Here is a 25959-nt window from a genome sequence, read left to right as displayed (position 1 = left end):
ACACCCAACTGGCCATGTCGATCCGAAGGCCGGCTGAGTGTTCGATGCTGCTCAGTTGAGTACGGTGCAGGTGGCGGAAGATTGGTGCCTATCGGTCGAGAGGGAGTCGCGTTGTCCGAGGAGTTGCACAGCGCCAATGATGTTGAGGCGACCGAGGTTCGGGTTCGTGAGAGTTTCGGCAAGCAGGGGTTGATGCGGCTGCTGGGTGCTGAGCTTGTGGAGATCGGGCCGGGGCACGTGCGGATCGATCTGGCTCGGCGTGATGAGGTCAGTCAGCAGCACGGGTATATCCACGCGGGGGCGACGAGCGCGATCGCTGACACTGCGGGTGGGTATGCGGCTTTGACCATGATGCCTCTGACCGCGGATGTGCTCACGGTCGAGTTCAAGCTCAACCTGCTCGCTCCGGCGGCGGGGGATCGGCTGGAGGCGATCGGTACGGTGCTCAAAGCTGGTCGCACGCTTACTGTTTGCCGACTCGAGGTTTTCTCCGTCACTGACAGCGAGCGCATATTGGTTGCGGCGGGCCAGCAGACCCTCATCAGCCTGACTGTCCGGCCCGTGGACTGATCATGTCCGGAGAATCAGCTGCCGAGGGCTGCCTCCACTACCATGGCCGCGTGTCTGTTCCGCCTGAGCAGCGGCCCGAACTCCCCGAATACCTGACCGGGGAGGACCTCGAGCGCCTGCCCGAGGAGATCGCCGCACACATCGAACTGTGGGACGGACGAGTGGTGTGGCGTCGTCGGGGCCCCGCAGAACATCAAGCGTTCATGTTCAACGTCACGAGTGCGTTGAAGCAGCGCGCACGGCGGGCTACGACGGAACAACCCGAACGGTGTTGGCGGGCAGACCTCGAGACGAACGTCTTTTTCGGCCAGACCGGCAAATCCGATTTCATGACGCCCGATTTCGTTGTCTATCGCTGCCTTTCAACCCCGTATCAGGACATTCGTGCCGACGATGTGGTTCTGGTCGGGGAAGTGCTCTCTCCGTCCAACACTCAGTCCGATATCGAGGCGAAGAAGGCTCGCTACGCGAGTGGTGGCATCCCCTGGTACTGGGAGGTCACCCTGGCTCGGGAGGCGAGTGCCATCGAGACTGTTCGGGCCTATGTGCTGGAGACCGAACCTGGTCGGCTGCCGGACGGCGTTCGGCCACTGCGTCGTGCCAACTATCTGGTGGCCGGTGAATGGGCTCCATCGGACAGTGCGGGCATCGAGATCTCTTTCCCGTTCGCGATCGATATCCCTTGGTCCGATCTGGAATTCTGAGCCGTGCTCGCCCGTGCTGCGTGGTGTGGACGTGCGAAACCCCCTGTGGCGCTGGGCCGCAGGGGGTTTCGGGGAAGAAATGTCAGTCGTTGGCGTGCAGGGCCGCGTTCAGTTCGATGCCGGTGCCCTTGCGGGGGCGGACCTCGACGGCGCCGGTCTGTGAGTTGCGGATGAACAGGAGGTTCGAATTGCCGGACAGCTCAGCGGCTTTCACGATCTCGCCGCCGGGGAGCTTCACCTTGGTGCCCGCGGTGATGTAGAGGCCGGCCTCGACCACGCAGTCGTCGCCGAGGGAGATGCCGACGCCCGCGTTGGCGCCCAGCAAGCAGCGTTCGCCGAGGGAGATGATCTGCTTGCCGCCGCCGGAGAGGGTGCCCATGATGGACGCGCCGCCGCCGACGTCGGAGCCGTTGCCGACCACGACACCGGCCGAGATGCGGCCCTCCACCATCGAGTTGCCGAGGGTGCCGGCGTTGAAGTTGACGAAACCCTCGTGCATGACGGTGGTGCCGGACGCCAAGTGGGCGCCGAGGCGGACGCGGTCGGCGTCGGCGATGCGGACGCCGGAGGGCAGGACGTAGTCGACGAGGCGGGGGAACTTGTCGACGCCGTAGACGGTGACGGGGCCGCGGGCGCGCAGCTTCAGGCGGGTGAGCTCGAACTCCTCGGTGGAGCAGGGGCCGTGGTTGGTCCACACCACGTTGGCGAGCAGGCCGAAGAGGCCGTCCAGGTTCGCGCCGTGCGGGCGGATCAGGCGGTGCGAGAGCAGGTGCAGACGCAGGTAGGCGTCGTGGGTGTCGACCGGCGCCGAGGACAGGTCGGCGATGGTGGTGCGGACCACGACCACCTCGACGCGGCGGGCATCGTCGACAGCGGCACCCGCGGCGAACTTCGCGTATTCGATATCGGAGGCGTCCAGGCGCTTGCTGCCGGTATCGGCGAACTCGCCGAGCGCGGGATACGGGTACCAGGTGTCGAGCACCGTGCCATTCGCGGTGATGGTGGCCAAACCGACTGCTGAAGCTCCCTGAGTACTCACGTTCCCCCACATTACCGGGCTGTGAATTCGTACCGCATACGGTGCCGATTTGTGCCGTCACAGCCGTCGTACGAAGAACGGAGGCGATTCCTCCCTTAGGGTGGAGTGGGTGACCATCGATCTGAGTGCCGACCCGATATCACTCACCGCCGCGCTGGTGGACATTCCCAGCGTGTCGAAGAACGAGACGGTCATCGCCGACATCGTCGAAAAAGCGCTGCGCGAACAGACCACCGGGTTCGAGATCCTGCGCCACGGCAACACCGTGCTGGCCCGCACCCACCGCGGCCTGCCCACCCGGGTCATCCTCGCCGGGCACCTCGACACCGTGCCCATCGCCGACAACGTGCCCAGCCGCTACGAGACCACCCCCGACGGCGAACGCCAACTGTGGGGCTGCGGCAGCGTCGACATGAAATCCGGCGACGCGGTCTTCCTGCACCTGGCCGCCACCGTCGCCGAACCCGTGCACGACCTGACGCTGATCTTCTACGACTGCGAGGAGATCGCCGCCGAGTTCAACGGACTCGGTCGCATCGAACGCGAACTGCCCGAATGGCTCGAGGGCGACCTCGCCGTCCTGGGCGAACCCTCCGGCGGCTGGATCGAAGCCGGCTGCCAAGGCACCATGCGGGTTCGGCTCACCACCTCCGGCGTGCGCGCGCACACCGCGCGAGCGTGGCTGGGAGACAACGCGATTCACCGGCTCGCCCCGATCCTGGAACGGCTCGCCGCCTACGAGGCCCGCGAGGTCGAGATCGACGGCTGCACCTACCGCGAGGGCCTCTCGGCCGTCCGCGTCGAAGGCGGCGTCGCCGGCAACGTGGTGCCCGACGTGGCCACCGTCGACGTCAACTTCCGCTTCGCCCCCGACCGCACCCTCGACGAGGCCACCGAGCATGTGCGCGAGGTCTTCTCGGGCCTGGAACTCGAATTCGAACGCACCGACGGCGCACCCGGCGCACTGCCGGGCCTGTCCAACCCGGCCGCCAAGGACCTCATCGAGATCGTGCACCGGCACGGCAGCGGCGGCGTGCGCGCCAAATTCGGCTGGACCGATGTCTCGAGGTTCGCCGCGCGCGGCATCCCGGCCGTCAACTTCGGCCCGGGCGACCCGAACCTGGCGCACAAGCGCGACGAGCACCTGCCCGTCGATCAGATCACCGAGGTCACGTCGATGCTGCGCAGTTACCTCACCGGAGCCGAAGCCTGATCGAATGTTCGCCACGGCGCTGGTCAAGCGACCGTTGACGGTTACACGAGCCCTGTACGGTTGGCTGCATGTCTGCTGACGCCGAGTTCGAAGGTGTGCGTTCGCCCAAGACGCCGCGGTTCCGGGGGCCGATAATGCTCCGGCGGGACCGAAAGAAGGGGATCGGAACCACCGATCAGCATCTGCTCGATGGGCAGGAGTCGGCCGACTGGCTGCACACCGATCCGTGGCGGGTGCTGCGCATCCAGGCCGAATTCGTCGAGGGCTTCGGCGCTTTGGCGGAGGTGCCCAGCGCGGTCGCGGTCTTCGGGTCGGCGCGCACGGCACCCGATTCCCCCGAGTACCAGGCCGGCGTGGCCATCGGCGGCGCCCTGGCGCGCGCGGGTTTCGCGGTGATCACCGGCGGCGGGCCCGGCGCCATGGAGGCCGCCAACCGCGGCGCGTCCGAGGCGGGCGGATACTCGATCGGGCTCGGCATCGAGCTGCCGTTCGAGCAGCACCTCAACGAGTGGGTCGACCTCGGCATCAACTTCCGGTACTTCTTCGCCCGCAAGACCATGTTCGTGAAATACGCGCAGGCCTTCGTCTGTCTCCCGGGCGGATTCGGCACCCTCGACGAACTCTTCGAGGCGCTCACCCTGGTGCAGACCCGCAAGATCACCCGCTTCCCGATCATCCTGTTCGGCACCAAATACTGGTCGGGACTGATGGATTGGATGCGCGACTCGCTGCTGGGGTCGGCCAAGATCGCGCCCGGTGATCTGAGCCTGCTGCACGTCACCGACAGCGTCGACGAAGTGGTGCGCATCATCGTGGAGGCCGCGCAGGCGCGCGCCGAACAGGACGAGGCCGGAGTGGAGGACGAGTGGTGAGCGATTCGTACGCGGTGTGCGTGTACTGCTCGGCGAGCGTGGACGACGCGGCGACGCTGGAGCTGGCCGCCCGGGTGGGCGCCGAAATCGGCCGTCGCGGTTGGTCTTTGGTGTCCGGCGGTGGCAATGTCTCGATGATGGGCGAGGTGGCGCGGGCGGCCCGGGCCGCGGGCGCGCACACCATCGGCGTCATCCCCAAGCACCTGGTGCATCGTGAGATGGCCGATGTCGACGCCGACGAGCTGGTCGTCACCGACACCATGCGCGAGCGCAAGCAGATCATGGACGAGCGCGCCGACGCCTTCCTGACCCTGCCCGGCGGCATCGGCACCCTCGAGGAGCTGTTCGAAACCTGGACCGGCGGCTACCTGGGCGTGCACGACAAGCCGGTGGTGGTGCTCGATCTCGACGACCACTACCGGGGCCTGTTCGCCTGGATCGACGAGCTGCGCGGGCGCGGATACGTCGGGCGGGCCGCTCTGGACCGGGTGGTGGTGACCGACAATTTCGAGGCGGCCTTCGGCGCCCTGAAGCCGGGAATCTGACCGCGGCACCGGGATTCGGCCGCTCCAGCGCTTGACCGGATCGGCCGATCCCGAGACAATTCCTGCCGAGAGAAGCGAAACCAGCTGGTTTCACTCGACAAGATCGGGTGGATCGGCAAGGGTGGAGCCCGAGGCATGCGAACGTGACGAACCCGACACTCTGGGTATGGCGTGCATGCCGCGTGTGGAGCACGACCCGGTGAGGAGCACAGCGAAGTGAATACCGACGCCCGTTCGACGGTGGGCCTGACAGACCTGGCCCGCAGTCTGCCCGGCATGGCCCTGTCCGCCCCCGGCATGATCCGCAACGCCGTGCACATGCTGGTGAAATCCGGCGACAAGGCCTCGATCGGTCTGTATTTCCAGCGCGGCGCCGCCCGCCACCCCGACCGGGCGTTCCTGCGATTCGAAGGGCGCGAGTACAGCTGGGGCGACGCCAACCGCGAGGTCAACCGGTACGCGAATGTGCTTGCCGCACATGGCGTCAAGCGCGGCGACGTGGTCGGCATCCTGATGGCCAACCGGCCCGAGGCGCTGTTCACCGTGCTGGCCACCGTGAAACTCGGTGCGACAGCCGGACTGCTGAACCACAATCAGCGAGACACCGTGCTGCAGCACAGCTTCGGGCTGCTGAACTCGGTGCTCGACGTGATCGGCGAGGAATCCGCCGAGGCCCTCGACACTCTCACCGAGGCGCGGCCCGCGCTGCTGTGGTCGGAGCAGCTGGCCCTCGAGGCCCGCGCCGCCGATTCCGCGAATCCCGCTGTCACCGCGGAGGTTACGGCCAAGGAACGCGCGTACCTGATCTTCACCTCCGGCACCACCGGCCTGCCCAAGGCCAGCGTGATGACGCATCAGCGCTGGACCAAGTCCATGGCGGGCATCGGCGGACTCGGTGTGCGCCTCAACGGCAGTGACACGCTGTACTGCTGCCTGCCGCTTTATCACAACAACGCGCTCACGGTGGCGCTGTCCTCGGTGATCGCCGGGGGCGCGACCTTCGCGCTGGGACGCAAGTTCTCCGCCTCCCGGTTCTGGGAGGAGGCGATCGCCTCGCAGGCCACCGCTTTCGTCTACATCGGCGAGCTGTGCCGGTACCTGCTCAATCAGCCCGCGCGGCGCATCGACCGGGCGCACAATGTCCGGCTCTGCGTCGGCAACGGCATGCGCACCGAACTCTGGGACGAGTTCCAGCAACGCTTCGGCATCAAGCGAATCGTCGAATTCTACGGCGCCAGTGAGGGAAACGTCGCCTTCATCAACGCCTTCAGCGTCGACAAGACCGCCGGATTCACCCCGCTGCCCTTCGCCATCGTCGAATACGACGATGCCACCGGCAAGGCGCTGCGCCAGCCGGACGGAAAGCTGCGCAAGGTACCCGCCGGCGGCGTCGGCCTGCTGCTGGCCAAGGTCACCAACAGCTCGCCGTTCGACGGCTACACCGACGCCTCCGCCACCGAATCCAAGCTGGTCCGTGACGGTTTCACGACGGGCGACTGCTGGTTCGACACCGGCGATCTGGTGCGCGATCAGCGCTGGGGGCACATCGCTTTCGTCGACCGGCTCGGCGACACCTTCCGCTGGAAGGGCGAGAACGTCGCCACCACCGAGGTGGAGGGCGCGTTCGACGGCGTCGACTTCCTCACGCAGGCAGTGGTTTTCGGCGTCGAGGTACCCGGCACCGACGGTAAGGCGGGGATGGCCGCGGTGACGCTGCGCGACGACGCGGTGTTCGACGGCAAGATCGCCGCCAAGGTGCTCACCGAGCGACTGCCCGGCTACGCCGTGCCGCTGTTCATCCGCGTGGTCGCCGAACTCGAGCAGACCTCCACCTTCAAGAGCCGCAAGGTCGAACTCCGCAACCAGGGCTTCGCCACCGACGAGCACAGCACGCTCTACGTGCTGGCCGGGCGCACCGAGGGCTACCTTCCGGCCTACCCCGAATACGCCGCCGACGTGGCCGCGGGCAAGGCTCCGGCCAACTGAACCAGTAGCCGGACATCAGCCGGTCGGACCCCAGTTCCGGTCGGCTGCCCAGCAGGGCTGGGACAGCTCTCGGTACAGTCGAGGGCATGTGTGCGCCGTTGCCGACATTGTGCGGGAAGCCGGTGGCGACGGATCGGGCGCTTGTCATGGCGATTGTGAACCGGACGCCGGACTCGTTCTATGACAAGGGTGCGACGTTCACCGACGACGCCGCCATGAACGCCGTCGACCGGGCCGTCACCGAGGGTGCGGACCTGGTCGACATCGGCGGGGTGAAGGCCGGTCCCGGCTCGGACGTGGACGCCGCCGAGGAGGCGCGACGGGTGATCCCGTTCGTCGCCGCCATCCGCGAGCGCTACCCCGAACTGCTCATCAGCATCGACACCTGGCGGGCCGAGGTGGCGCGCTCGGCGGTCGCGGTGGGCGCGGACCTGATCAACGACACCTGGGCGGGCGCGGACCCGGAACTCGTCGAGGTCGCCGCCGAGCTGGGCGTCGGCATCGTGTGCAGCCACACCGGCGGCGCCATCCCGCGCACCCGCCCGCACCGGGTCCGATACGCCGATGTGGTGGCGCAGGTCACCGACACGGTGGTCGCCGCGGCCGAAAATGCTGCGGCCGCGGGGGTGGCCAAGGACTCGATTTTGATAGACCCGACGCATGATTTCGGAAAAAACACCTATCACGGTCTCGAATTGTTGCGGGCAATAGACGTTCTTGTGAAAACCGGATGGCCCGTCTTGATGGCGCTGAGCAATAAGGATTTCATCGGAGAGACCCTTGGTGTCGGCCTATCCGAACGATTGGAGGGCACATTGGCAGCGACCGCCTGGTCCGCCGCCGCTGGTGCACGAGTGTTCCGCGTGCACGAGGTTGCCCACACAAGAAGGGTGGTGGACATGATCGCCGCCATCCAGGGCCGACGACCACCCGCCCGAACCCTGCGAGGTCTGGCATGAACATGACTGATCGGCACATCACGAAGAACGACTGGGTGACGACCAACACCTTCGACCAGCCCGACTGGTCCATCGCGGAACTGGTAGCGGCCAAGGGCGACCGCACCGTCTCGGTGGTCCTGCCCGCCCTCAACGAGGAAGCCACGGTCGCCGCCGTGGTGGCCAGTATCAGGCCCCTGCTCGGCACGCTGGTGGACGAACTCGTGGTTCTGGACTCCGGGTCCACCGACGCCACCGCGGCGCGCGCACGGGCCGCGGGCGCGGACGTGGTGACCCGCGAGCAGGCGGTGCCCGAACTCGAGCCCGTCCCCGGCAAGGGGGAGTGCCTGTGGCGCTCGCTCGCGGTCACCACCGGTGACATCGTGGCGTTCGTGGACTCCGACCTGATCGACCCGGATCCGCTGTTCGTGCCCAAGCTGCTCGGTCCGCTGCTCACCGTGGACGGCATGCACCTGGTCAAGGCGTACTACCGCCGCCCACTGCGGCAGGGCGAATCGGTCGACCACCACGGTGGCGGTCGCGTCACCGAGCTGGTGGCCCGCCCGCTGCTGGCGGCACTGCGCCCGGAACTGTCGAATGTGCTGCAGCCCTTGGGGGGTGAGTACGCGGGCACCCGCGAGCTGCTCACCTCGGTGCCGTTCGCACCCGGCTACGGCGTGGAGATCGGCCTGCTGCTCGACACCTACGACCTGCTCGGGCTCCCGAGCATCGGACAGGTGAATCTCGGTGTCCGCCAGCATCGCAACCGGCCGCTGGCCGACCTCGGTGTGATGAGCCGCCAGATCCTGGGCACCGTGCTCGGCCGCAGCGGCATCGCCGACTCCGGCGCGGCGCTCACGCAATTCCCGCTGGTGTCAGGCGAATTCACCGCGCAGTCGACGGAGGTGTCGCTGGCCGACCGCCCGCCGATGAACACCCTGCGGCCCGCGGAGGCCGCCGCCTGAGCCGGTGAGCCCGCTCGGCAAGCATGAACGGCAGTGGCCCGGTGTCCCGAAAGACGCCGGGCCACTGCCGTTTCCGGGTCAGCGGTCGTGGCGGTAGATCGGGGTCAGCAGGTCGGCCTCGATCGGCTCGCCGGTGGAGCGGTCGTAGCGGACGCCCACCACGGCCGAGAACGGATGCGTGCTCGCGCGCTCGTGCAGGGTGGCCAGACGGGTCGCCAGCAGCCGGATCGCGCCGAGGCTGGCGGGCGGGTGCAGGCCGTCGATCACCAGCACGCTGCCCTTGCCGTCGGGGCGGGGGAGCCTTGCGAGATAGGCGATGTCGTAGGGCTCGGTGCCGCCGGGGCGGTAGACGCGGCGCGCGGCCCGGTCCTCGATGCCGCGGCGGACTCGTCCGGCGCGCGCCACGGTGCGGCGCAGGCGCGGGTCGGCGGCCACCAAATACCGGAGACTGGGCGACAATTCGGGCCCGCCGAGCACGATCAGGCCGTCGCGATCCAGGTCCAGCGGGCGGCCCGGGAGGAAGCGCTGCACGTTGGCGGTGAAGCCGAGTTCCCGTAGCAGCTCTACCAATCGGTGTGGCGCGGCGGCGTCCGGCGCGCCCACCAGGGCGATGGCGCGGGTGGTGCTGCGCACGTCCGGGGTGAGGATGGTGAGCGGTCCGTGCCCGAAGAACAGACCTTCCGGTACTGGCCCCTGGGTGCTGACCTGATGGATGCGTGCCCGGGAAAGTCCCGCGGCCGCACCGATTCTGGCGAACGTCCAGCCCTCGGCATGCAGTTCGCGGATCACGGCGCGGCGGATGCGAGTCAGCTCATTGATCTGCTGCTGCGCCGCCGCGACGCCTTCGGTGGCGGCTTTCAGGCGTTCGACCTTGTCCTCGATCGCGAATACCCGGGCCACCTCGTCGGCCGACATGAGCGCAGTCTAGATAGCTGGACAGCATCATGCGTCAAGACCGCTCGACATCGTTGATCTCAGGTGGCATCCGGATCCACCGGCGGACGTTCGTTGCGCTCCAGCGGTTTTTGCTCTTTCGGCATCGTGAAGTCACCGGAACCGGTGTTCGTGGAACCGTTTCCGCTGTTCGGCTTGCTCACCGGCTTGTCGAAATTGGTCAGGTCCGACAGAAACGAATCATCGCCGTCGAGCAGATGTTTCGTGACCATCGCCCGGGGATTCATCGACCGCAGTTCGTTCAACTGCTCGAGCGGTTTGCGAATCTCGTCGAATTCGGGACCGAGTTCGTCACGCAACTGTTGCGTCGCACCGGTCGCGTAATCGCGGACCTGCCGCAGGCTCTGCGCGGTCCAGCGAACGGCGCCGGGCAAACGCTCCGGACCGAGAATCACAAGTGCGGCGACGAGCAGGATGAGCATCTCGCCCCAGCCGATATTGCTGAACACAGGTCTATTTTGCCCTTTGCTCCGCGCGCACCGGTCTGCGGCCCGTCAGTCCGATTCCAGAGTGACCGGAAGTTCGACCTCGCGGCCGTCCCGGATCAGGCGCACGGTCACGGTCTGGCCGATCTCACGCGACTGCACGGCCACCTGGAGGTCGTCGGGACCCGTCACGTCGCGGTCGCCGAACTTCACGATGACGTCGCCCTCCACGATGCCCGCCTTGGCCGCCGGGCTACCGGCCTGCACATCGGCCACCGCCGCACCGCTCATCACGTCGTTGGCGACGATCTGGGTCTTGGCGCTGACACCCAGGCGGGCGTGATGCACCGAGCCGTCCTTGATCAACGCGGCCGAGATCCGCTTCACCTGATCCACCGGGATCGCGAAGCCCAGACCCACCGAACCGCCGCTCTCGGACTTGATCGCCGAGTTGATGCCGATCAGCCGACCCTGCATATCCACCAGCGCGCCACCGGAGTTGCCGTGGTTGATGGCGGCGTCGGTCTGCACGGCGTCCAGGGTGGCGTCGGTGTCGGTGCCCTCGCCGCCCACCTTCACCGGGCGGTGCAGCGCCGACACGATGCCGGAGGTGACCGTCTTCTCCAGGCCCAGCGGCGAACCGATGGCGATCACGTCGTCACCGACCTGCACATCACCGGAATTGCCGAGCTGGATCACCGACAGATTCTTCACATCGACCTTGAGCACCGCGAGATCGGTCTTGATATCGCGGCCCACGATGGTCGTCGGCACTTTCGAGCCGTCGGAGAACACCACATCCATCTTGGCCTTGCCCGACTTGTCGTTGGCGGCCAGCGAGATCACGTGATTGTTGGTGACGATGTAACCGCTGCCGTCGATCACCACACCCGAACCGGTGGAACCGGTGTCGCCCAGCCACGCTCGCACGGTGACCACCGCGGGCATCACCGCGTTCACCACCTTGGTCAGCTGATTGTGCGGGGCATTGCCCGCGGGCGCGGACTGCAGCGCGATCTTGCGAGAGGTCAGTGCCGAGGTGGATTCACCGGTGAGCCGCCCGACCAGCCCGCCCGCCAGCCCGATCACCAGGGCCACCGCCGTCAGGGTCGCCAGCGCCTTCCAGGACACCTTGCCGCCGAAGAGCACATCGCGCGCACCCAGCTTGCCGCCGGGCAGCAGCGGCGCGGTCTGCGCCTGCGCGACCGCCGGATTGCCGAGGCGCGCCGCCGAATTCGGGTCGCGCCACGGATCGGCGGGAGCGGCCGGGGCGGCCTGCTCACCCGGCGCGTCCGGATCACGCTGCAGCAGTTCGTCCGAACCCGCCGGGCGGCCGAAGGCCTCGGCCAGCACCGCGTCGGGCGGACGGTTCACGATCTCACCGCTCGGGGCGGCCGGCGCCGAACCATTGGACGACCGCGACGCGAACGAACCCTGAAGCCCGCCGGGGCGGCGGAAAGCCCGCGCGGTATGAGTGTCGACATGGGGGCGATAGACCGGCCGCGGCCCCAGCACCGGTGCGTCCGACGGCCTCAGGTTCCCCCTGGCCGCCGAATCGGAAACCGCGTCGCGCGGCGCATCACCCGCGGGCCCGTCACCCGGAATCGGGCCCGTGTTCTTGGATTCGGTGGTCACGCTATGGACTCTACTTGCGCCACCACGAGGTCCACCGCCTGCTGTCGAACGAATCTTGGCGCAGGCCGAAGGAACTCGTGCCGCGGCCCGGCAGGGAACGGGAATCATCGCCGGAATTCGCTCCGGCATGCGGGCCGCAATCCTGGCCCAGCAGCGCACGCGGAATCTTCGACAGCGTGTCGTGCAGGCTCAACGGTGCGGAAATCTGATCGGAGGACTGGCGTAGTACGCCCCGCGCCTGCTCCTGCGCCTCCACCTCGGCCATGCACTCCCGGCACACGGAAAGATGATGCGCGGCACGCAGATACGCGTTCATCCGCAATTCGCCGTCCACGTAGGCGGCGATAGCCTCACTGGCCAAATGCTCGGTGGGAGCGAAACGCGGGGGACGACGGTGCGGTCGATCCTCGCCACTCATACGCTGCACACCCTTTCGGACGACTCGAGCTGCCTCGGCCGATGCCGAGACACGGGCGCAATGCCCGCGGCTCACCCGACCTTTTCGGCGGCGATTGCGCGCCGCTCCACCCCATTATGCTCGAGGTGCTCGCGCAGTGCCTGACGTCCTCGGTGGATGCGACTGCGCACGGTGCCCAGCTTGACGCCCAGCGTCGCACCGATCTCCTCGTACGACAGACCTTCGATGTCACACAGCACGACCGCCGCACGGAACTCCGGGGCCAGCGCGTCCAGCGCCGATTGCAGCTCCGGATCCAGGTTGGCGTCGTGATAGACCTGCTCGGGGCCCGGACCGTCGGCCGGAACGCGGTCGTAATCCTCCGGCAGCGCCTCCATGCGGATGCGGTTGCGGCGGCGGACCATGTCCAGGAACAGGTTGGTGGTGATGCGGTGCAGCCAGCCCTCGAAAGTGCCCGGCTGATAGTTCTGCAGTGACCGGAAGACCCGGATGAAGGTCTCCTGGGTCAGATCCTCGGCGTCCTGCGGATCACCGGTGAGACGGTAGGCCAGCCGGTACACGCGGTCGGCGTGCTCGCGGACCAGTTCGTCCCAGGTGGGCATCATGCCGCGGTCGCCGGTGGCGTCGAACGCCGCGGTTCCGCTGAGTGCGGCCTCGTCGGCGGCCTCGGGCACGACGGCCTCGTCGGTGGACGTCGGGAAGTCGCTGTCCAGCAGGGTTTCGCTGTCCAGGTGCTTCGTCTGCTTGGGCAGGGTGTTGGCGTTTTCACGCGCCGCGGCGACCATGTGGATGGGGTTACCTCCTACTCGGGATCGCGAACTTCCGTATCGGTGTCAACCGATCCGTACGATCGGGTGTTCCCGGTACCTGGCTCGTGATCGCTGGCCTGGCGTGAGCATCACTCTGGTCCAACGTGATGTGGCCGCTGTATGTGGAGGCTGAGGGACACCTGAGAAAAATTGCCGCCCTGGCAGGTCGCCGCCACCCGATCGGAGCCCGACGCCATTAGCCTCTAGGACGTGAGCCAGCCTTCCGCCGCACAGAACCTGCAGCGAAACCTCGCCTACGTGGAGGAATCGGTCGCCGAAGACGAAGTACTCGTCGGCGCGCGCGAACGCGCCGTCGAACTGGGAGCGGCTCCCATCCCACCGGCCGTCGGTGCGCTGATCGGCATGTACGCCCAATTGCTGGGTGCGCGTGCGGTCGTCGAGGTCGGAACCGGGGCCGGGGTGAGCGGACTGTGGTTGCTCGACGGCATGCGCGAGGACGGCACCCTGACCAGCATCGACTCCGAACCCGAGCATCAGCGCGCGGCCAAGGAGGCGTTCCGGTCCGCGGACATTCCGCCCGCGCGCACGCGGCTGATCAACGGCCGGGCCCTGGATGTGCTGCCGCGACTCGCCGACGGCGCGTACGACCTCGTGTTCATCGACGCCGCGCCGCTCGAGCATCCGCAGTACGTGGCGCAGGCGGTGCGACTGCTGCGGCAGGGCGGGGCCATCCTGCTGCACAACGCGCTACTCGGGGGCCGGGTGCCAGACCCGGCCCAGCGCGATCCGCAGACCATGGCGGTGCGGGCCGCGACCCGTGCCATCGCCGAGGACCCGGACCTGACCAGCGTGTTGATACCGATCGGGGACGGGCTGCTGTGCGCGTCCCGCGGGTGATTCCGCGGGTGCGGCGTACACCGTCCTGCTGAATATTCGGAGCTGAAACCCCCACCAGCGGTGGGGGTTTCGTGCTTCTTCGGGTATTGCGCGGAGAAGCTTTCCGCGCGGCAATAGTTTGCTCGGCGCAGATTTCCCTGAGGGGAATGGATATGGTCTTGCCGTCTGATTGAACGAGTGTTTAATATGTTGAACATGCGTTCAACCGACGATCTGACCACCCGGGCCCGGATTCGCGACGCCGCGATCACCGTGTTCGGCGAACAGGGATTCGGGGTCGGCGTACGTGCCATCGCCGCTGCCGCGGGCGTGTCTCCCGGACTGGTCAACCATCATTTCGGGTCCAAGGACGGGCTGCGGGAGGAGTGCGACGAATGGGTCCGCGACACCATCCGGACCGCCAAGATGGAATACATCGAGAACCCCTCGCCCGGCGGGCTGCTGCGGCAGCTGGCCGAGATCGAGGCCTTCGCACCGCTCATGGCCTATCTGATGCGCAGCTTCCAGGCGGGCGGCGCCCTGATGAAGACCTTCTTCGAACACATGGTGACCGACACCGAGCAGTACCTGCGGGCGGGCATCGAAGGCGGGAGCATCAAGCCGCTGCGTGACGTGCCCGCCACCGCGCGCTACATCGCCACCAACAACGGCGGCGGCATGATGATGTTCCTGCAGCTCTACGCCACCGAGCACGCCGGGCCCACCGACTTCCGCAAGGCCCTGCGCGACTATGCCGAGAGCATGATGCTGCCCGCGCTGGAGCTCTACACCAACGGCCTGCTCACCGACTCCACCGCGCTCGACGCGGTGATCGCTCACTCCGAGCAATAACCCATCAACGTCGTTTTCCTCCAAGGAGATTCGATGAACGTCCCTGCCGCCCCGGCTATCCAGGTCCGGGATCTGCACAAGAACTTCGGGCAGGTGCACGCCCTCGACGGCCTCGACCTCGAGGTCGCCGAGGGGGAGGTGCACGGCTTCCTCGGACCCAACGGGGCCGGGAAGTCCACCACCATCCGCGTGCTGCTGGGCATCCTGTCGCGCAGCTCCGGCGACGCCGTGGTGCTGGGCCGTGACCCGTGGTCCGACGCGGTCGCCCTGCATCGCGACATCGCTTATGTGCCAGGCGATGTCACGCTGTGGCCGGCACTGTCCGGCGGCGAGACCATCGACCTGCTGGCGCGCATGCGCGGCGGCGTCGATCAGGCTCGGCGCGCGGATCTGATCCGGCGCTTCGAGCTCGACCCGAGCAAGAAGGCGCGCACCTACTCCAAGGGCAATCGGCAGAAGGTCGCACTGGTGTCGGCGTTCTCGTCGAACGCGCGACTGCTGCTGCTCGACGAGCCGACCTCCGGCCTGGATCCGCTGATGGAGCAGGTATTCGCGGAGTGCGTGGGGGAGGCGTCGGCGCGCGGGGTGACCGTGCTGCTGTCCAGCCACATCCTGTCCGAGGTGGAGAAGCTGTGCCAGCGGGTCACCATCATCCGGGCGGGCAGGACCGTCGAGACCGGGACGCTGGCCGAGATGCGGCACCTGTCGCGCACCTCGATCACCGCCGAGATGACCTCCAGCCCAGGGGATCTCAGCCGGATCGCCGGGGTGGAAGACATCAGTGTCGAGGGCAACACGCTGCACTGCCAGGTGGACAGTGAACACCTCGGCGAGCTCATCCGGGTGCTCGGCGACGCGGGGGTGCGCAGCCTGATCAGTCAGCCGCCCACTCTGGAAGAGCTGTTCCTGCGCCACTATTCGCTCGACGGCGCGACCGCTGAGCACGCACCGGAGCGGGTGTCGAAATGACCGCCGCCACCGTCACCGCACCACGCGCCTTCGAATCACCCCTGCGGGCAGCGGATTTCACCGGCACCGGGCAGATGCTGCGGCTGACGCTGCGACGCGACCGGTTGGTGCTGCCGCTGTGGATCCTGCTGCTGTCACTGCCACTGGGCAGCGTCTACATCAAGAGCATCGAGAAGCTCTACCACACGCCCGCCGACCTGCGGAGTCTCGCCGACAGCATCCTGGCCAGCCCGGCGCAGCTGGCCATGTACGGGCCGGTCTACAACACGACCAGCCTTGGCGCGGTGGGCATCTGGAAGGCCGGGATGTTCCACACCATCATCGGCATCGCCACGGTTCTCACCGTCATCCGGCACACCCGCGCCGAGGAGGAGACCGGACGCAGTGAGCTGGTGGCCGCCACCCGGGTGGGCCGCTTCGCCGGACTGACCGCCGCGCTCATCGTCGCCTACGGTGGGGCACTGGCCACCGGGTTGATCGGATTCCTCAGTCTGGCAGGGACTTCCGTGCCGCGCGGCGGGTCGTTGGCCTTCGGGCTGGCGCTGGCCGGATCGGGTGTGGTGTTCGCCTCGGTCGCGGCGGTCACGGCGCAGCTGTCGAGCAGTGCGCGGGTCGCGCGCGGCATCGCCTTCGCGGTGCTCGGGCTGACCTACACGCTGCGCGCCATCGGGGACGTGCGCTCCGGGGCCGGGCCCACCAGCCCGCTCACCTGGCTCTCGCCACAGGGTTGGTCCTTGCAGGTGCGGCCGTACGCGGGCGACCATTTCGCGGTGCTGCTGCTGCACGTCGGCGCGACGGTGCTGCTGACCGCGGTCGCGTATTACCTACTGGCGCACCGGGATATCGGGGCCGGGCTGATCGCGGAACGCCCCGGCGCGCTCGCCGCGGGGCCCGCGCTGAGTGGTCCGTTCGGACTGGCGTTGCGGTTGCAGCGTGGCACGCTGCTGGCCTGGACCGTGGGCATCGGACTCTACGGCCTGCTGATCGGCAGCGTGGTGCACGGCATCGGCGACGAGCTGGGCAGCAGCCAGACCATCCGGGATCTGATCACCCGCATGGGCGGTTCGGATTCGCTGGAGAAGTCGCTGATCAGTTACGCCTTCACCATGGTCGCGCTGGGTGCGGCCGCCTACTCGGTGTCGGCGGTGCTGCGGCTGCATTCGGAGGAGAGCAGCTCGCGGGCGGAGACCGTGCTCACCGGCGCGGTGTCGCGAACCCGCTGGGCCGCTTCGCATCTGGTGTTCGGACTGTTCGGGCCGGTGCTGGCGCTCGGGGTCGCGGGCCTCGCGGGCGGGCTGGTCTACGGGCGCGCCGCCGGAGATATCGGCGGCAAGCTCGGGCAGTGCCTGGCCGCGGCGCTGGTGCAGTTGCCCGCCGTCTGGGTGTTCACCGCCCTCGCGCTGCTGCTGTTCGGTGCGCTGCCGCGCTGGGCCACCCTGGCCTGGGGTGTGCTGACCGCCGGGGTCGCGGTGCTGCTGCTCGGCTCGCTGTCCGGTGTCCCGCAATGGTTCCGGGATCTCGATCCGTTCGAGCACGCACCCAAGGTGCCGGGCGCGGAGTTCACCGCCACGCCGCTGATCGTGTTGCTCATCCTGGACGTGGTTCTTCTCACCGTGGGGCTCATGGCTTTCCGGCGACGGGATCTGCGCTCCGCCTAGAGTCACCTGCCCGCGAACGGCCGCACCGCATCTCGACGGTGTGGCCGTTCGCCGCGTGCGGGGCCAGCGAATCGGTGGTTGCCTGTGCCACCGCCGAATTCGGGCCGCGCGGGCAGCGCAGGGGCAGTGCGCAGGCCTGGATTCCGTTGGCGCGGGGGTGGTACCACAGAGCGGAGAGAAGATTTCAAGGAGGTGGGGACGATGGAGGGACTCGCACTCGGGATCCATCTGCCGCCCGGATGGCTGTGGCCGGCCCTGGTTTTCTTCGGGGCCATCCTTTTCATGGCGCTGCTGGTATTGCTGCTGATCAGCGGGGCGCGGTTCGACGATCGGTCGGCGAACTACGTACCCACCACGACCAGCACCTGCGAACCGTTCTGCGGTGCGCGCCACGAAGCGCCGATTGTTCCGAACTGAGGTTTCCGCGCCGCGCTCGCGGATACTCCACGGGAATACCTTCCACGAACGAGGTTCTCCCATGGGGCAGCAGGCTCCGGCCGTGATCGGCCTGTACTTCCACGACGCGGGGCAGTGGCGGCGGATCGCCGAGTTCCGGCTGTCGGCCCAGGGGCACGCCACCTTCCGGGTCGTCGATCCCGTCGAGGGACTGGTCGCCCGGGTCTGGTACTACCAGGGCGTCGACGTGCTCGGGGAAGACCGCACCGTACTGCCCGAGGACGGGCCCGCCTTCCTGCGAGCCCTGCTGCAGCCGTTCGGTTTTCGCGACTACTGGTTCCGTGACGACAGCGCGCCGCGCAGCACCTTCACCCGCACCGGCCACGCGCCGCGGGCGGCGGAGGTGGCGATCGAGTTCGCATCCGACGAGAAGGTCTGGGCGGCAGCCGAACCCGGCCACGAATGCACCCCGGCGCGCGACGGCGACCGGCGGCCCGCGGCCTGGCAGCTGCTGGACTCGGACCGCCTGCGCTTCTGACCCCTACAGGGCGTTGCCCTTCTGACCCTTACAGGGCGTTGGCCAGCAGCGCGTACTGCGCGGCCGCCTTCGACTGCGCGTCGGAGACACTGGTGCCGTCCACGACGGCTACATACTGCTTGTAGCCGACATAGCAGCGACTCGGCGCACTGTCCGAATCACGATGCACGCAGGTGGTATCCGGCACCTTGTCCAGCGCGGCGGAACTGTTCTCACCCAGCGTCTTGATCATGCCCGCCGCGAAATCCTTGCCCGCCTGGGCATCTCGCACCCGGAACACGAAATTGCCGTCGGCGATGGCGATCTCGGTCAATCCGGTGTTCGCCACCAGTTGCACCCGGTCGGCCATCTTGTCGGCCACCAGCACCAGCCAGTTGGCGGGATAGAGCGCGAAATCGTCCTGATCGGGGGTCTTGTGGTCCCGGTCGGCGACCAGCGTGCGGGCCAGCAGCCGATCTGGATCGACCGGCAACTGCGCGATCTGATCGGCCGGGGTCTCACCGAACGCGTCCAGCTGCGGCACCTCGGCGTCGAGGGCCTTCTTGGCCCACGACAGCAGATCCGGCTGACTGGCGGTCGGCCGCGAAATGAACAGGGAGATCACGAAATCCTTGTGCGGCATGGCCAAACCGATATTCGGAACGCCCGGCCGCCAATGGCTGAACGCATCGGGATAGTCCGGCAGCGACAGCTTCTGATTGACGTTCAACGCCACATTGAAATCGGCGTCCTCCAGCTCGCGGGCCGCCAGCTTTGCATTGTCGGCCGAGGAGAAACGCAGCACCCGCACCGTGACATCGGTGCCGTTCGGATCCGGATTGCCGTTGACCTGTGCGCGATCCGAGCCGCCCGCCGCATAGCCGGTGAGATAGCCGCGATTGTCGAGCACCGGTTTCGCGGCCGCCGCCAGATGCCCGTAATTGATGACATCCGTGGAGTCCGCCATCACCAGCGCCGCGAAACTGATGTCCAGGCTGGAGTCGATCTTCACCGACGGCACCACGGCGGCGGCCATCCGCATGCCCTCGAGGGCGTTGCCGCTGCCATTGGCATTGCGGTCGTAGGTGTAGCGGTCGACCGGGTAGGACCCGGTGTCCAAGGTGCGGACGTCGATCTCGCCGGGGATCGCGGTCCCCGATTTCCCGCAGCCCGCCACCAGCGCGGTCACGGCGAGACAGCTGATGGCGAAGACGATCCGTGCCGGGCGCCCCATGACGCTCCCTCCCGCGCAGCCGTCAGCGGCGGCGCTCCACTCACAGATTTTCGCTACCGGCGACAGTCGCTGTCCACTCCTACGGGTGTCGAAAGATCACACCCAGATGCCCTTGCCGACGGTCACCACACCCCCATTGCTGACCGCGAAGCGCTCCCGATCCCGCTCCCGGTCCACGCCGATGATCTCGCCCTCCGACACCACCACGTTCTTGTCCAGGATGGCGTGGCGCACCACCGCGCCGCGGCCGATCCGCGCACCCGGCATCAGTACGCTGCCCTCCACCGTGGCGCCGTCCTCCACCACCACGTTCGAGAACAGCACCGAATTGCGGACCGTCGCCGCCGACAGGATGCTGCCCGCGCCCACGATCGACTCCTGCGCCAGCCCGCCACGGCCGAACTTGGCGGGCGGAAGATTCTCGGCCGCACCACGAATCGGCCAGTGCCGGTTGTAGAGGTCGAACACCGGATCCACCGACACCAGATCCATGTGCGCCTCGTAGAAGGCGTCCAGGGTGCCGACATCACGCCAGTAGCCGCGGCTGCGTTCGGTCGCGCCCGGCACCACATTGGTCGAGAAGTCGTACACCGAGGCCGCCGCGGAACGCACCAGGCCGGGGATGATGTCGCCGCCCATATCGTGGTCGGAGTCGTTGTCGTCGGCGTCCGCGCGGATGGCGTCCACCAGCACCTTGGTAGTGAACACGTAGTTGCCCATCGAGGCGTAGGTGACGTTCGGGTCGTCCGGGGTGCCCGGCGGATGCGCGGGCTTCTCCAGAAAGCCGGTGATGCGGCCGGATTCGTCGGAATCGATGCAGCCGAAGGCGCTCGCGCTGCTGCGCGGCACCCGGATGCCCGCCACCGTCACCCCGGCCCCGGACTCGATGTGCGCCTGCACCATCTGCTCCGGATCCATCCGGTACACGTGGTCCGCGCCGAACACCACGATGTACTCGGGGTCCTCGTCGTAGATCAGGTTGAGCGACTGCATGATCGCGTCGGCGCTGCCGGTGTACCAGCGCGGGCCCAGCCGCTGCTGCGCGGGCACCGGCGTGATGTATTCGCCGCCGAATCCGGACAGCCGCCAGGTCTGCGAGATGTGCCGGTCCAGCGAGTGCGACTTGTACTGGGTGAGCACGCAGATCCGCAGGTAACCGGCGTTCACCAGATTCGACAGCACGAAGTCGATGAGCCGGTAGGCGCCCCCGAACGGGACCGCGGGCTTGGCCCGATCCTTGGTGAGTGGGAACAGGCGCTTGCCCTCGCCACCGGCGAGCACGATCCCGAGTACGTGCGGCTGGCTCCTCACACCACTGAAACTACCGGTTGAAAACCAACCCTGAATGTCCAGCGCGTGCAGTGTCGCCGGCGTGGCCAACCGAAGTTCGTCGGCGTGGCACCCGGAGTGTCGTCGGCGTGGCGCGCGCGGCGGCGAAATGGGCGATTGGTGGGCACGCGTCCGAACGTCTAGTTTGGGACCCGTGAGCTACCGCGCGGAGGGCGCTCGCGGACTGCGAGTAGCCATGATGACCCGCGAATACCCGCCCGAGGTGTACGGCGGGGCGGGCGTACATGTCACCGAACTGGTTGCGCGACTACGCGAGATCTGCGACGTCACCGTGCACTGCATGGGTGTGTCGCGCACCGACGCCGTCGTGCACCAACCCGACCCGATGCTGTACGCCGCCAACTCGGCGCTACAGATGATGTCGGCCCAGCTGCGCATGGCCGACGCCGCCAGCTTCGCCGATGTGGCGCACTCGCACACCTGGTACACCGGGCTGGCCGGGCACCTGGCCGCCACCCTCTACGGCATTCCGCATGTGCTGACCGCGCATTCGCTGGAACCGCGACGGCCGTGGAAGGCCGAACAGCTCGGCGGCGGCTACCGGCTCTCGTCCTGGTCCGAGCACAACGCCATGATCAACGCCGATGCCGTCATCGCGGTGAGCGAGGGCATGCGCGCCGACGTGCTGGCCGCCTACCCCGACATCGACCCCGCGAAAGTGCACGTCGTGCACAACGGAGTCGACGCGCAGGTCTGGCATCCCGGTGGTCCGGCCCTCGGCTCCCGCGATGTGCTGACCGAACTCGGTGTCGCCGTCGACCGGCCCATCGCCGCCTTCGTCGGCCGCATCACCCGGCAGAAGGGCGTCACGCATCTGCTCGCGGCCGCCCGGCACCTCGACCCCGACATCCAGCTGGTGCTGCTGGCCGGGGCCGCCGACACCCCCGCCATGGAGGCCGAGGTGGCGGCCGCGGTGCGCACCCTGCGCACCGAACGCGACGGCGTCTTCTGGATCAAGGAGATGCTGCCCACCGAACTGGTACGCCAGGTACTCGCCGCCGCAACGGTTTTCGTGTGCCCGTCGGTGTACGAACCGCTGGGCATCGTGAACCTGGAGGCCATGGCCTGCGGGACCGCGGTGGTGGCCTCCGATGTCGGCGGCATTCCGGAGGTGGTCCTCGACGGGGTGACCGGCAGGCTCGTCCACTACGACGAGACCGCGCCCACCGTCTACGAGCGCGCCCTGGCCCGCGCCATCAATCTCGTTGCGGCGGACCCGGTCACGGCCGCCGCGATGGGTACCGCCGGTCGCGACCGGGCGATCGGTGAGTTCGACTGGGATCAGGTGGCGGCGCGCACCGCGGCCGTCTACGACCTGGTGCGCAAGCAGTAGCCGGGCCGCCGGGTCAGGCGGTCAGGTCGTAGCGCATGAACACGTCGGCGCGGTCGTACGGGCTGGGCGGCAGGTCGCTCGGCGGGACATGGGTGAAACCCATCGCCTCGTAGAGGTGCACGGCACTGGCCAGCTGCGAATTGCTGGCCAGGAACAGTGAATTCGCACCCTGCGCACGGGCGTGATCGAGGGCGGCGCGCAGCACCACCCGGCCGATGCCACGGCCCCGAACCCGCGGCGTGACAGCCATTTTGGAGACCTCGTAGGCGCCGTCACCCTCGGCGACCAGCGCGACACAGCCGACGGCCTCGCCGTGCAGCCGCGCGATCAGCACCTGACCGCCGTCGTCCAGAATGCGCCGCGGGTTGTCGAGGGTGACCAGATCGGCGGGCTCGACGGTGAAGAACGCCTCGATCCACTCCAGGTTCAGCGACTTGAAGGCGCGGGCGTCGTCGGCGGTGGTCATCGGGGCGACCACGATCGCGTCGAGGTCGGAATCGGTCTGCTGGGGCACACCGAAAGCATGCCGGTGCGCGACTCATAACGTCCAATACTTGATAGGTGTGATTGATAGGCTGAACTTATGGTCAATGGGGTGGAACTGCGGCACCTGCGCTACTTCCTCGCCGTCGCCGACGAACTGCACTTCGGGCGCGCCGCCGCCCGGCTGCACATCGCCCAGCCCGCCCTGACCCAGCAGATCCAACGCCTCGAAACCCTGCTCGGCGCACGGCTTCTCGACCGCACCTCCCGCACCGTCGCCCTCACCCCGGCGGGACTGGTGCTGCGCGACCGTGCCGTCGCACTGCTCGGGCACGCCGACCGCGACCTCGCCGAGGTCACCCGGATCGGACAGGGCAGCCAGGGCACGCTGCACCTCGGCTTCGTCCCGTCCGTGCTGCCCCTCGAACCACTGCGCGGGGTGCGCGAATTCCGCGATCGCTTCCCGCTGGTGCAGGTGGATCTGATCGAGGGTTTCACCAGCCACCTGATGGAACGCCTCGCCCACGGCACCCTCGACATGGCCATCGTCCGCGACCCGGACCCGCAACCCGGCACCAGCCTGGTCCCGCTCGTCACCGAACCCTTCGTCGCGGTGCTGCCCGCCGACCATCCGCGTGCGGGACAGCAAGCGGTCTCCGGTGGCGATCTCGCCGGGGAGCCGTTCGTCTTCTTCCCACCGGCCGCGGGCGCGCTCGCCTACGAGAAGAACCTGGCCCCGCTGCTGGAATCGGGGCACCGCCCGCGCGTGGTCCAGGAGGCCACCAACTGGACGATCATCCTCTACCTGGTGGCGGCGGGCCTCGGCGTCACCGTCGCACCGCGCAGCGCCTCCTTCACCGCTCCCGCCTCGGCCCGCATCCTGCCGCTGTCCGGAACCGACGCGGCCACCACCATCTACCTGGCGACCCGTACCGGCGACGAGCGGCCGATGATGCGAAACCTGGCCGAGCTCTTGCCGAATCGTGCCCACCCGTAGTCGGCCGCGGCCGGAGCGGAGCTAGCGCAGTCGGTAGGTGGAGATGGTGACCGAGGCGGTGACCGCCATCGGATCGGGAAGGGCCGCAATCAGTTCCGCTCGATCCGCGGCGGCGTGATGCGCCGACGGACCCATGCCGGTCACCTCCGCCACCTCGGCGGGGCTCAGCGACATCGAGTACTCCACCAGTCGCTGGTCGATCTGCTCGAAGCGGTCCCCGAGCGACTCCGTCAGCCGATCCTGTTTCGCCGCATCCACACTCACCATGCCCAGCGGCCCGATGAGTTCGCCCAGATGCCGGGGCGTCGGCGTCACCACGAAGAACCGCCCCCGCGCGGTCAGCACCCGTGCCACCTCCGCCGCATTGCGCGGCGCGAATACCGACAGCACCGCGTCGACGCTGTCGTCGCACACCGGCAACCCCCGCCAGGCGTCCGCCAGCACCGACCCGGCCCGTACATGTGCCCTTGCCGCCCGCCGTGCCGCCGCCTTGGACACGTCCAGCGCGACACCGCGCGCCTCCGGCACCGCGTCCAGCACTGCCGCCAGGTAGTACCCCGTCCCCGCACCGACTTCCAGCACCGAGGCATCCTGTGAATCGGGCCGGGGCGGTCGAGTTTCCGAGTCGTGGGTGGCAGCCGGGACGGGCGCGGCTTCGAATACTGCTGTGGCAGAGCCGGACAGCAGGGTCGCGCTCAGCCGACCGGCCGAGGCCCGGGTCGTCGTCGCGCCCGGGTGGGTGAGGCCCGCGTTCGGGTGCGGGCGCGTCCGCCTCGAAGCGTCAGGTCGCACAGTGGAGGGACGAGTGGGGGATTCGATGACGAGGTCGGGCGTGTCGGCGAGGGTCGTCGCGACCGTGGCGGCCAGGGCGGTCGCGATCGGGGCGAAATGGCCTGCGGATTGGAAGGCGGCTCGGGCGTCGAGCATGGCCGGGGTGTCGCCGGTCATCTTGGTGGACGCGCCGGTGAGCAGGCTGACATAGCCCTGCTTGGCCAGGTCGAAGCTGTGGCCGTGTGGGCAGCGCAGGGTTCGGCCGGGCGAATCGGCTGCCGGGGCGTCGGCGACGGGAGCCGTGAGGGCGTGGCCGCACTGTGGGCAGGCCAGCAGGTCGACGCAGGCGCTGAGCCGCTCCGCGGGGGAGGGCTCGGCCGCGCCGATGTGTTCAGCAGTGCCGCAGGTGGAGAGGCCTTCGCCCCCGCGCCTCCGCGATTCCGGAAGCCGGACCCCGGAGGGGGATTCGGTAGCGGAACCTCGGAGACGCGACCCAGGGTTACGGGGCAAGTCCGGGCTACCTACTAGCTGGTGACTTTGACCAGTTCGTCACCGAGCGCCGCGGCTTCATCCGGCGTGAGCTCGACGACCAGACGCCCGCCACCCTCGAGTGGAACCCGCATGACGATTCCACGCCCTTCCTTGGTTGCCTCGAGGGGACCGTCCCCGGTGCGGGGCTTCATGGCCGCCATCCTCTGCTCCCTCCAGATCTGCGCGGTCTACTGCGCACTTTCATGGAACTCCAGTTGTCACCAACCAGGCAGCCCGCCGGTATGTGGCGGGCTACACCAAGCCCATTCTTCCCTATCGGAGATCGGGGCGGGTACCTGAGTTCCAAAAACCGACCGTCGTGGCGTTCAGTGAGTACTTACATTCACCCAGCAATCGGCGAGGTGATCGTCTACCATCCCCGTCGCCTGCATGAGTGCGTACGCAGTCGTGGGACCCACGAATTTGAACCCTCGGCGCTTGAGTTCTTTTGCGAGAGCGGTGGATTCGGCCGTGACGGCGGGCACATCACTCAGCTGGCGAGGCCGTTTCCGGGGGGCCGGGGCAAAGCTCCACAGCAGCGTGTCGAGGCTCTCACCCAGATCCCGGGCAACCCTCGCATTGTGGACGGCGGCCTCGATTTTGGCGCGGTTGCGAACAATGCCGGTATCGGCCATCAGTCGTTCCACATCGGCCGCGCCGAACTCGGCCACCTGTTCGATCGCGAAGCCGCCGAATGCCGCCCGGAAGGCGGGGCGCTTGCGCAAAATGGTGATCCACGCCAGACCGGACTGAAACGCCTCGAGACACACGCGTTCGAATAGCGCGTCGTCACCGTGCAGCGCGCGACCCCACTCCTGGTCGTGGTAATCCCGATAAAGCTGTGAACCCTCCGCCCAGCCGCATCGGATCAGCTCGTCGGAATTCGATTCCGTGGTCACCGCGCACCCGGCTCATCGGCCGGTGTGGCGACCGCGGCCGCCGTGGGGTCACCGGGCAG

28 protein-coding genes are annotated in these 25959 nt (G+C 68.0%); 16 read left to right on the top strand and 12 right to left on the bottom strand.

Features of this window, described 5'->3' with window-relative positions:
• Window positions 1-111: 111 nt before the first annotated feature.
• A complete protein-coding gene (locus tag OG300_RS25630) occupies window positions 112-570 on the top strand; it encodes a PaaI family thioesterase (RefSeq protein WP_405485588.1) in 459 nt (152 codons plus the stop codon).
• A 50-nt stretch (window positions 571-620) separates the two neighbouring features.
• Entirely contained in the window at window positions 621-1274 is a 654-nt protein-coding gene (locus tag OG300_RS25625) for a Uma2 family endonuclease (RefSeq protein ID WP_405485587.1), read from the top strand.
• An 82-nt stretch (window positions 1275-1356) separates the two neighbouring features.
• Here OG300_RS25625 and dapD read toward each other — a convergent pair whose 3' ends face one another.
• Window positions 1357-2313 (bottom strand): 2,3,4,5-tetrahydropyridine-2,6-dicarboxylate N-succinyltransferase, encoded by a 957-nt coding sequence (dapD, locus tag OG300_RS25620; protein WP_405485586.1) that lies wholly within the window; start codon window positions 2311-2313, stop codon window positions 1357-1359.
• 109 nt (window positions 2314-2422) lie between these two features.
• Here dapD and dapE point away from each other — a divergent pair, with 109 nt between their 5' ends.
• The 6 genes from dapE to OG300_RS25590 all read left to right on the top strand — a co-directional run bounded on the left by dapE (window position 2423) and on the right by OG300_RS25590 (window position 8832).
• Complete coding sequence (gene dapE, locus OG300_RS25615) at window positions 2423-3526, top strand: succinyl-diaminopimelate desuccinylase (RefSeq protein ID WP_405485585.1); 1104 nt, start codon at window positions 2423-2425, stop codon at window positions 3524-3526.
• Between the two features lie 68 nt (window positions 3527-3594).
• A complete protein-coding gene (locus OG300_RS25610) occupies window positions 3595-4398 on the top strand; it encodes a TIGR00730 family Rossman fold protein (protein ID WP_405485584.1) in 804 nt (267 codons plus the stop codon).
• Window positions 4392-4943, top strand: coding sequence for a TIGR00730 family Rossman fold protein (locus tag OG300_RS25605; RefSeq protein WP_405485583.1), 552 nt, complete (start codon window positions 4392-4394; stop codon window positions 4941-4943). Before OG300_RS25610 ends, OG300_RS25605 begins: the two co-directional genes overlap by 7 nt.
• 216 nt (window positions 4944-5159) lie before the next feature.
• Window positions 5160-6929: a long-chain-acyl-CoA synthetase gene (locus OG300_RS25600; RefSeq protein ID WP_405485582.1), complete on the top strand. Its 1770-nt coding sequence runs from the start codon at window positions 5160-5162 to the stop codon at window positions 6927-6929.
• 86 nt (window positions 6930-7015) lie between these two features.
• On the top strand, window positions 7016-7888 hold the full coding sequence (gene folP, locus OG300_RS25595) for a dihydropteroate synthase (RefSeq protein ID WP_405485581.1): 873 nt from the start codon (window positions 7016-7018) through the stop codon (window positions 7886-7888).
• Window positions 7889-7890: 2 nt separating this feature from the next.
• A complete protein-coding gene (locus OG300_RS25590) occupies window positions 7891-8832 on the top strand; it encodes a glucosyl-3-phosphoglycerate synthase (RefSeq protein ID WP_405485580.1) in 942 nt (313 codons plus the stop codon).
• Window positions 8833-8910: 78 nt separating this feature from the next.
• On the opposite strand, the gene OG300_RS25585 is transcribed toward OG300_RS25590, so the two are convergent.
• The 5 genes from OG300_RS25585 to sigE all read right to left on the bottom strand — a co-directional run bounded on the left by OG300_RS25585 (window position 8911) and on the right by sigE (window position 13049).
• A complete protein-coding gene (locus tag OG300_RS25585) occupies window positions 8911-9747 on the bottom strand; it encodes a hypothetical protein (RefSeq protein WP_354833617.1) in 837 nt (278 codons plus the stop codon).
• Between the two features lie 59 nt (window positions 9748-9806).
• Window positions 9807-10235, bottom strand: coding sequence for a Sec-independent protein translocase protein TatB (tatB, locus tag OG300_RS25580; RefSeq protein WP_405485579.1), 429 nt, complete (start codon window positions 10233-10235; stop codon window positions 9807-9809).
• A gap of 45 nt (window positions 10236-10280) precedes the next feature.
• Window positions 10281-11846 carry a S1C family serine protease gene (locus tag OG300_RS25575; RefSeq protein WP_405485578.1) on the bottom strand — a complete coding sequence of 522 codons (1566 nt, stop codon included), beginning with the start codon at window positions 11844-11846 and terminating at the stop codon, window positions 10281-10283.
• Between the two features lie 10 nt (window positions 11847-11856).
• Entirely contained in the window at window positions 11857-12264 is a 408-nt protein-coding gene (locus tag OG300_RS25570; RefSeq protein ID WP_405485577.1) for a hypothetical protein, read from the bottom strand.
• A gap of 71 nt (window positions 12265-12335) precedes the next feature.
• Window positions 12336-13049, bottom strand: coding sequence for an RNA polymerase sigma factor SigE (sigE, locus tag OG300_RS25565; RefSeq protein ID WP_405485576.1), 714 nt, complete (start codon window positions 13047-13049; stop codon window positions 12336-12338).
• A 234-nt stretch (window positions 13050-13283) separates the two neighbouring features.
• Here sigE and OG300_RS25560 point away from each other — a divergent pair, with 234 nt between their 5' ends.
• The 6 genes from OG300_RS25560 to OG300_RS25535 all read left to right on the top strand — a co-directional run bounded on the left by OG300_RS25560 (window position 13284) and on the right by OG300_RS25535 (window position 18323).
• Window positions 13284-13931 carry an O-methyltransferase gene (locus tag OG300_RS25560; protein WP_405485575.1) on the top strand — a complete coding sequence of 216 codons (648 nt, stop codon included), beginning with the start codon at window positions 13284-13286 and terminating at the stop codon, window positions 13929-13931.
• A 195-nt stretch (window positions 13932-14126) separates the two neighbouring features.
• Window positions 14127-14762 carry a TetR family transcriptional regulator gene (locus OG300_RS25555; protein ID WP_405485574.1) on the top strand — a complete coding sequence of 212 codons (636 nt, stop codon included), beginning with the start codon at window positions 14127-14129 and terminating at the stop codon, window positions 14760-14762.
• Window positions 14763-14795: 33 nt separating this feature from the next.
• Window positions 14796-15731, top strand: a complete 936-nt coding sequence (locus OG300_RS25550) for an ATP-binding cassette domain-containing protein (protein ID WP_405485573.1) — start codon at window positions 14796-14798, stop codon at window positions 15729-15731.
• Window positions 15728-17389, top strand: coding sequence for an ABC transporter permease (locus tag OG300_RS25545; RefSeq protein ID WP_405485572.1), 1662 nt, complete (start codon window positions 15728-15730; stop codon window positions 17387-17389). Before OG300_RS25550 ends, OG300_RS25545 begins: the two co-directional genes overlap by 4 nt.
• Before the next feature lie 201 nt (window positions 17390-17590).
• Entirely contained in the window at window positions 17591-17806 is a 216-nt protein-coding gene (locus tag OG300_RS25540; protein ID WP_405485571.1) for a hypothetical protein, read from the top strand.
• A gap of 61 nt (window positions 17807-17867) precedes the next feature.
• Window positions 17868-18323, top strand: a complete 456-nt coding sequence (locus OG300_RS25535; RefSeq protein ID WP_405485570.1) for a hypothetical protein — start codon at window positions 17868-17870, stop codon at window positions 18321-18323.
• Window positions 18324-18351: 28 nt separating this feature from the next.
• Here the strand turns inward: OG300_RS25535 and OG300_RS25530 are convergent, their stop codons facing one another.
• Complete coding sequence (locus tag OG300_RS25530) at window positions 18352-19536, bottom strand: hypothetical protein (protein WP_405485569.1); 1185 nt, start codon at window positions 19534-19536, stop codon at window positions 18352-18354.
• Between the two features lie 96 nt (window positions 19537-19632).
• Window positions 19633-20847 carry a glucose-1-phosphate adenylyltransferase gene (glgC, locus tag OG300_RS25525; protein ID WP_405485568.1) on the bottom strand — a complete coding sequence of 405 codons (1215 nt, stop codon included), beginning with the start codon at window positions 20845-20847 and terminating at the stop codon, window positions 19633-19635.
• A 202-nt stretch (window positions 20848-21049) separates the two neighbouring features.
• Here glgC and glgA point away from each other — a divergent pair, with 202 nt between their 5' ends.
• Window positions 21050-22219, top strand: a complete 1170-nt coding sequence (gene glgA / locus OG300_RS25520; RefSeq protein ID WP_405498673.1) for a glycogen synthase — start codon at window positions 21050-21052, stop codon at window positions 22217-22219.
• Window positions 22220-22232: 13 nt separating this feature from the next.
• Here glgA and OG300_RS25515 read toward each other — a convergent pair whose 3' ends face one another.
• The gene (locus OG300_RS25515; protein ID WP_405485567.1) at window positions 22233-22733 is read right to left on the bottom strand and encodes a GNAT family N-acetyltransferase; all 501 of its coding nucleotides are present in this window, start codon (window positions 22731-22733) and stop codon (window positions 22233-22235) included.
• Window positions 22734-22802: 69 nt separating this feature from the next.
• On the opposite strand from OG300_RS25515, the gene OG300_RS25510 reads away from it, so the two are divergent.
• Window positions 22803-23699: a LysR family transcriptional regulator gene (locus OG300_RS25510; RefSeq protein ID WP_405485566.1), complete on the top strand. Its 897-nt coding sequence runs from the start codon at window positions 22803-22805 to the stop codon at window positions 23697-23699.
• A gap of 21 nt (window positions 23700-23720) precedes the next feature.
• Here the strand turns inward: OG300_RS25510 and OG300_RS25505 are convergent, their stop codons facing one another.
• The 3 genes from OG300_RS25505 to OG300_RS25495 all read right to left on the bottom strand — a co-directional run bounded on the left by OG300_RS25505 (window position 23721) and on the right by OG300_RS25495 (window position 25900).
• Window positions 23721-24980 (bottom strand): methyltransferase domain-containing protein, encoded by a 1260-nt coding sequence (locus OG300_RS25505; protein ID WP_405485565.1) that lies wholly within the window; start codon window positions 24978-24980, stop codon window positions 23721-23723.
• A 14-nt stretch (window positions 24981-24994) separates the two neighbouring features.
• Window positions 24995-25162 carry a DUF3117 domain-containing protein gene (locus OG300_RS25500; protein WP_083869218.1) on the bottom strand — a complete coding sequence of 56 codons (168 nt, stop codon included), beginning with the start codon at window positions 25160-25162 and terminating at the stop codon, window positions 24995-24997.
• 165 nt (window positions 25163-25327) lie between these two features.
• Window positions 25328-25900, bottom strand: a complete 573-nt coding sequence (locus OG300_RS25495) for a DNA-3-methyladenine glycosylase I (protein WP_405485564.1) — start codon at window positions 25898-25900, stop codon at window positions 25328-25330.
• Window positions 25901-25959 lie beyond the last annotated feature (59 nt).

It is taken from the genome of Nocardia sp. NBC_00511, from assembly GCF_045161165.1.
In the GTDB taxonomy this organism is placed as follows: Bacteria; Actinomycetota; Actinomycetes; order Mycobacteriales; family Mycobacteriaceae; genus Nocardia.
This window is presented reverse-complemented; position numbering and strand designations above follow the sequence as displayed.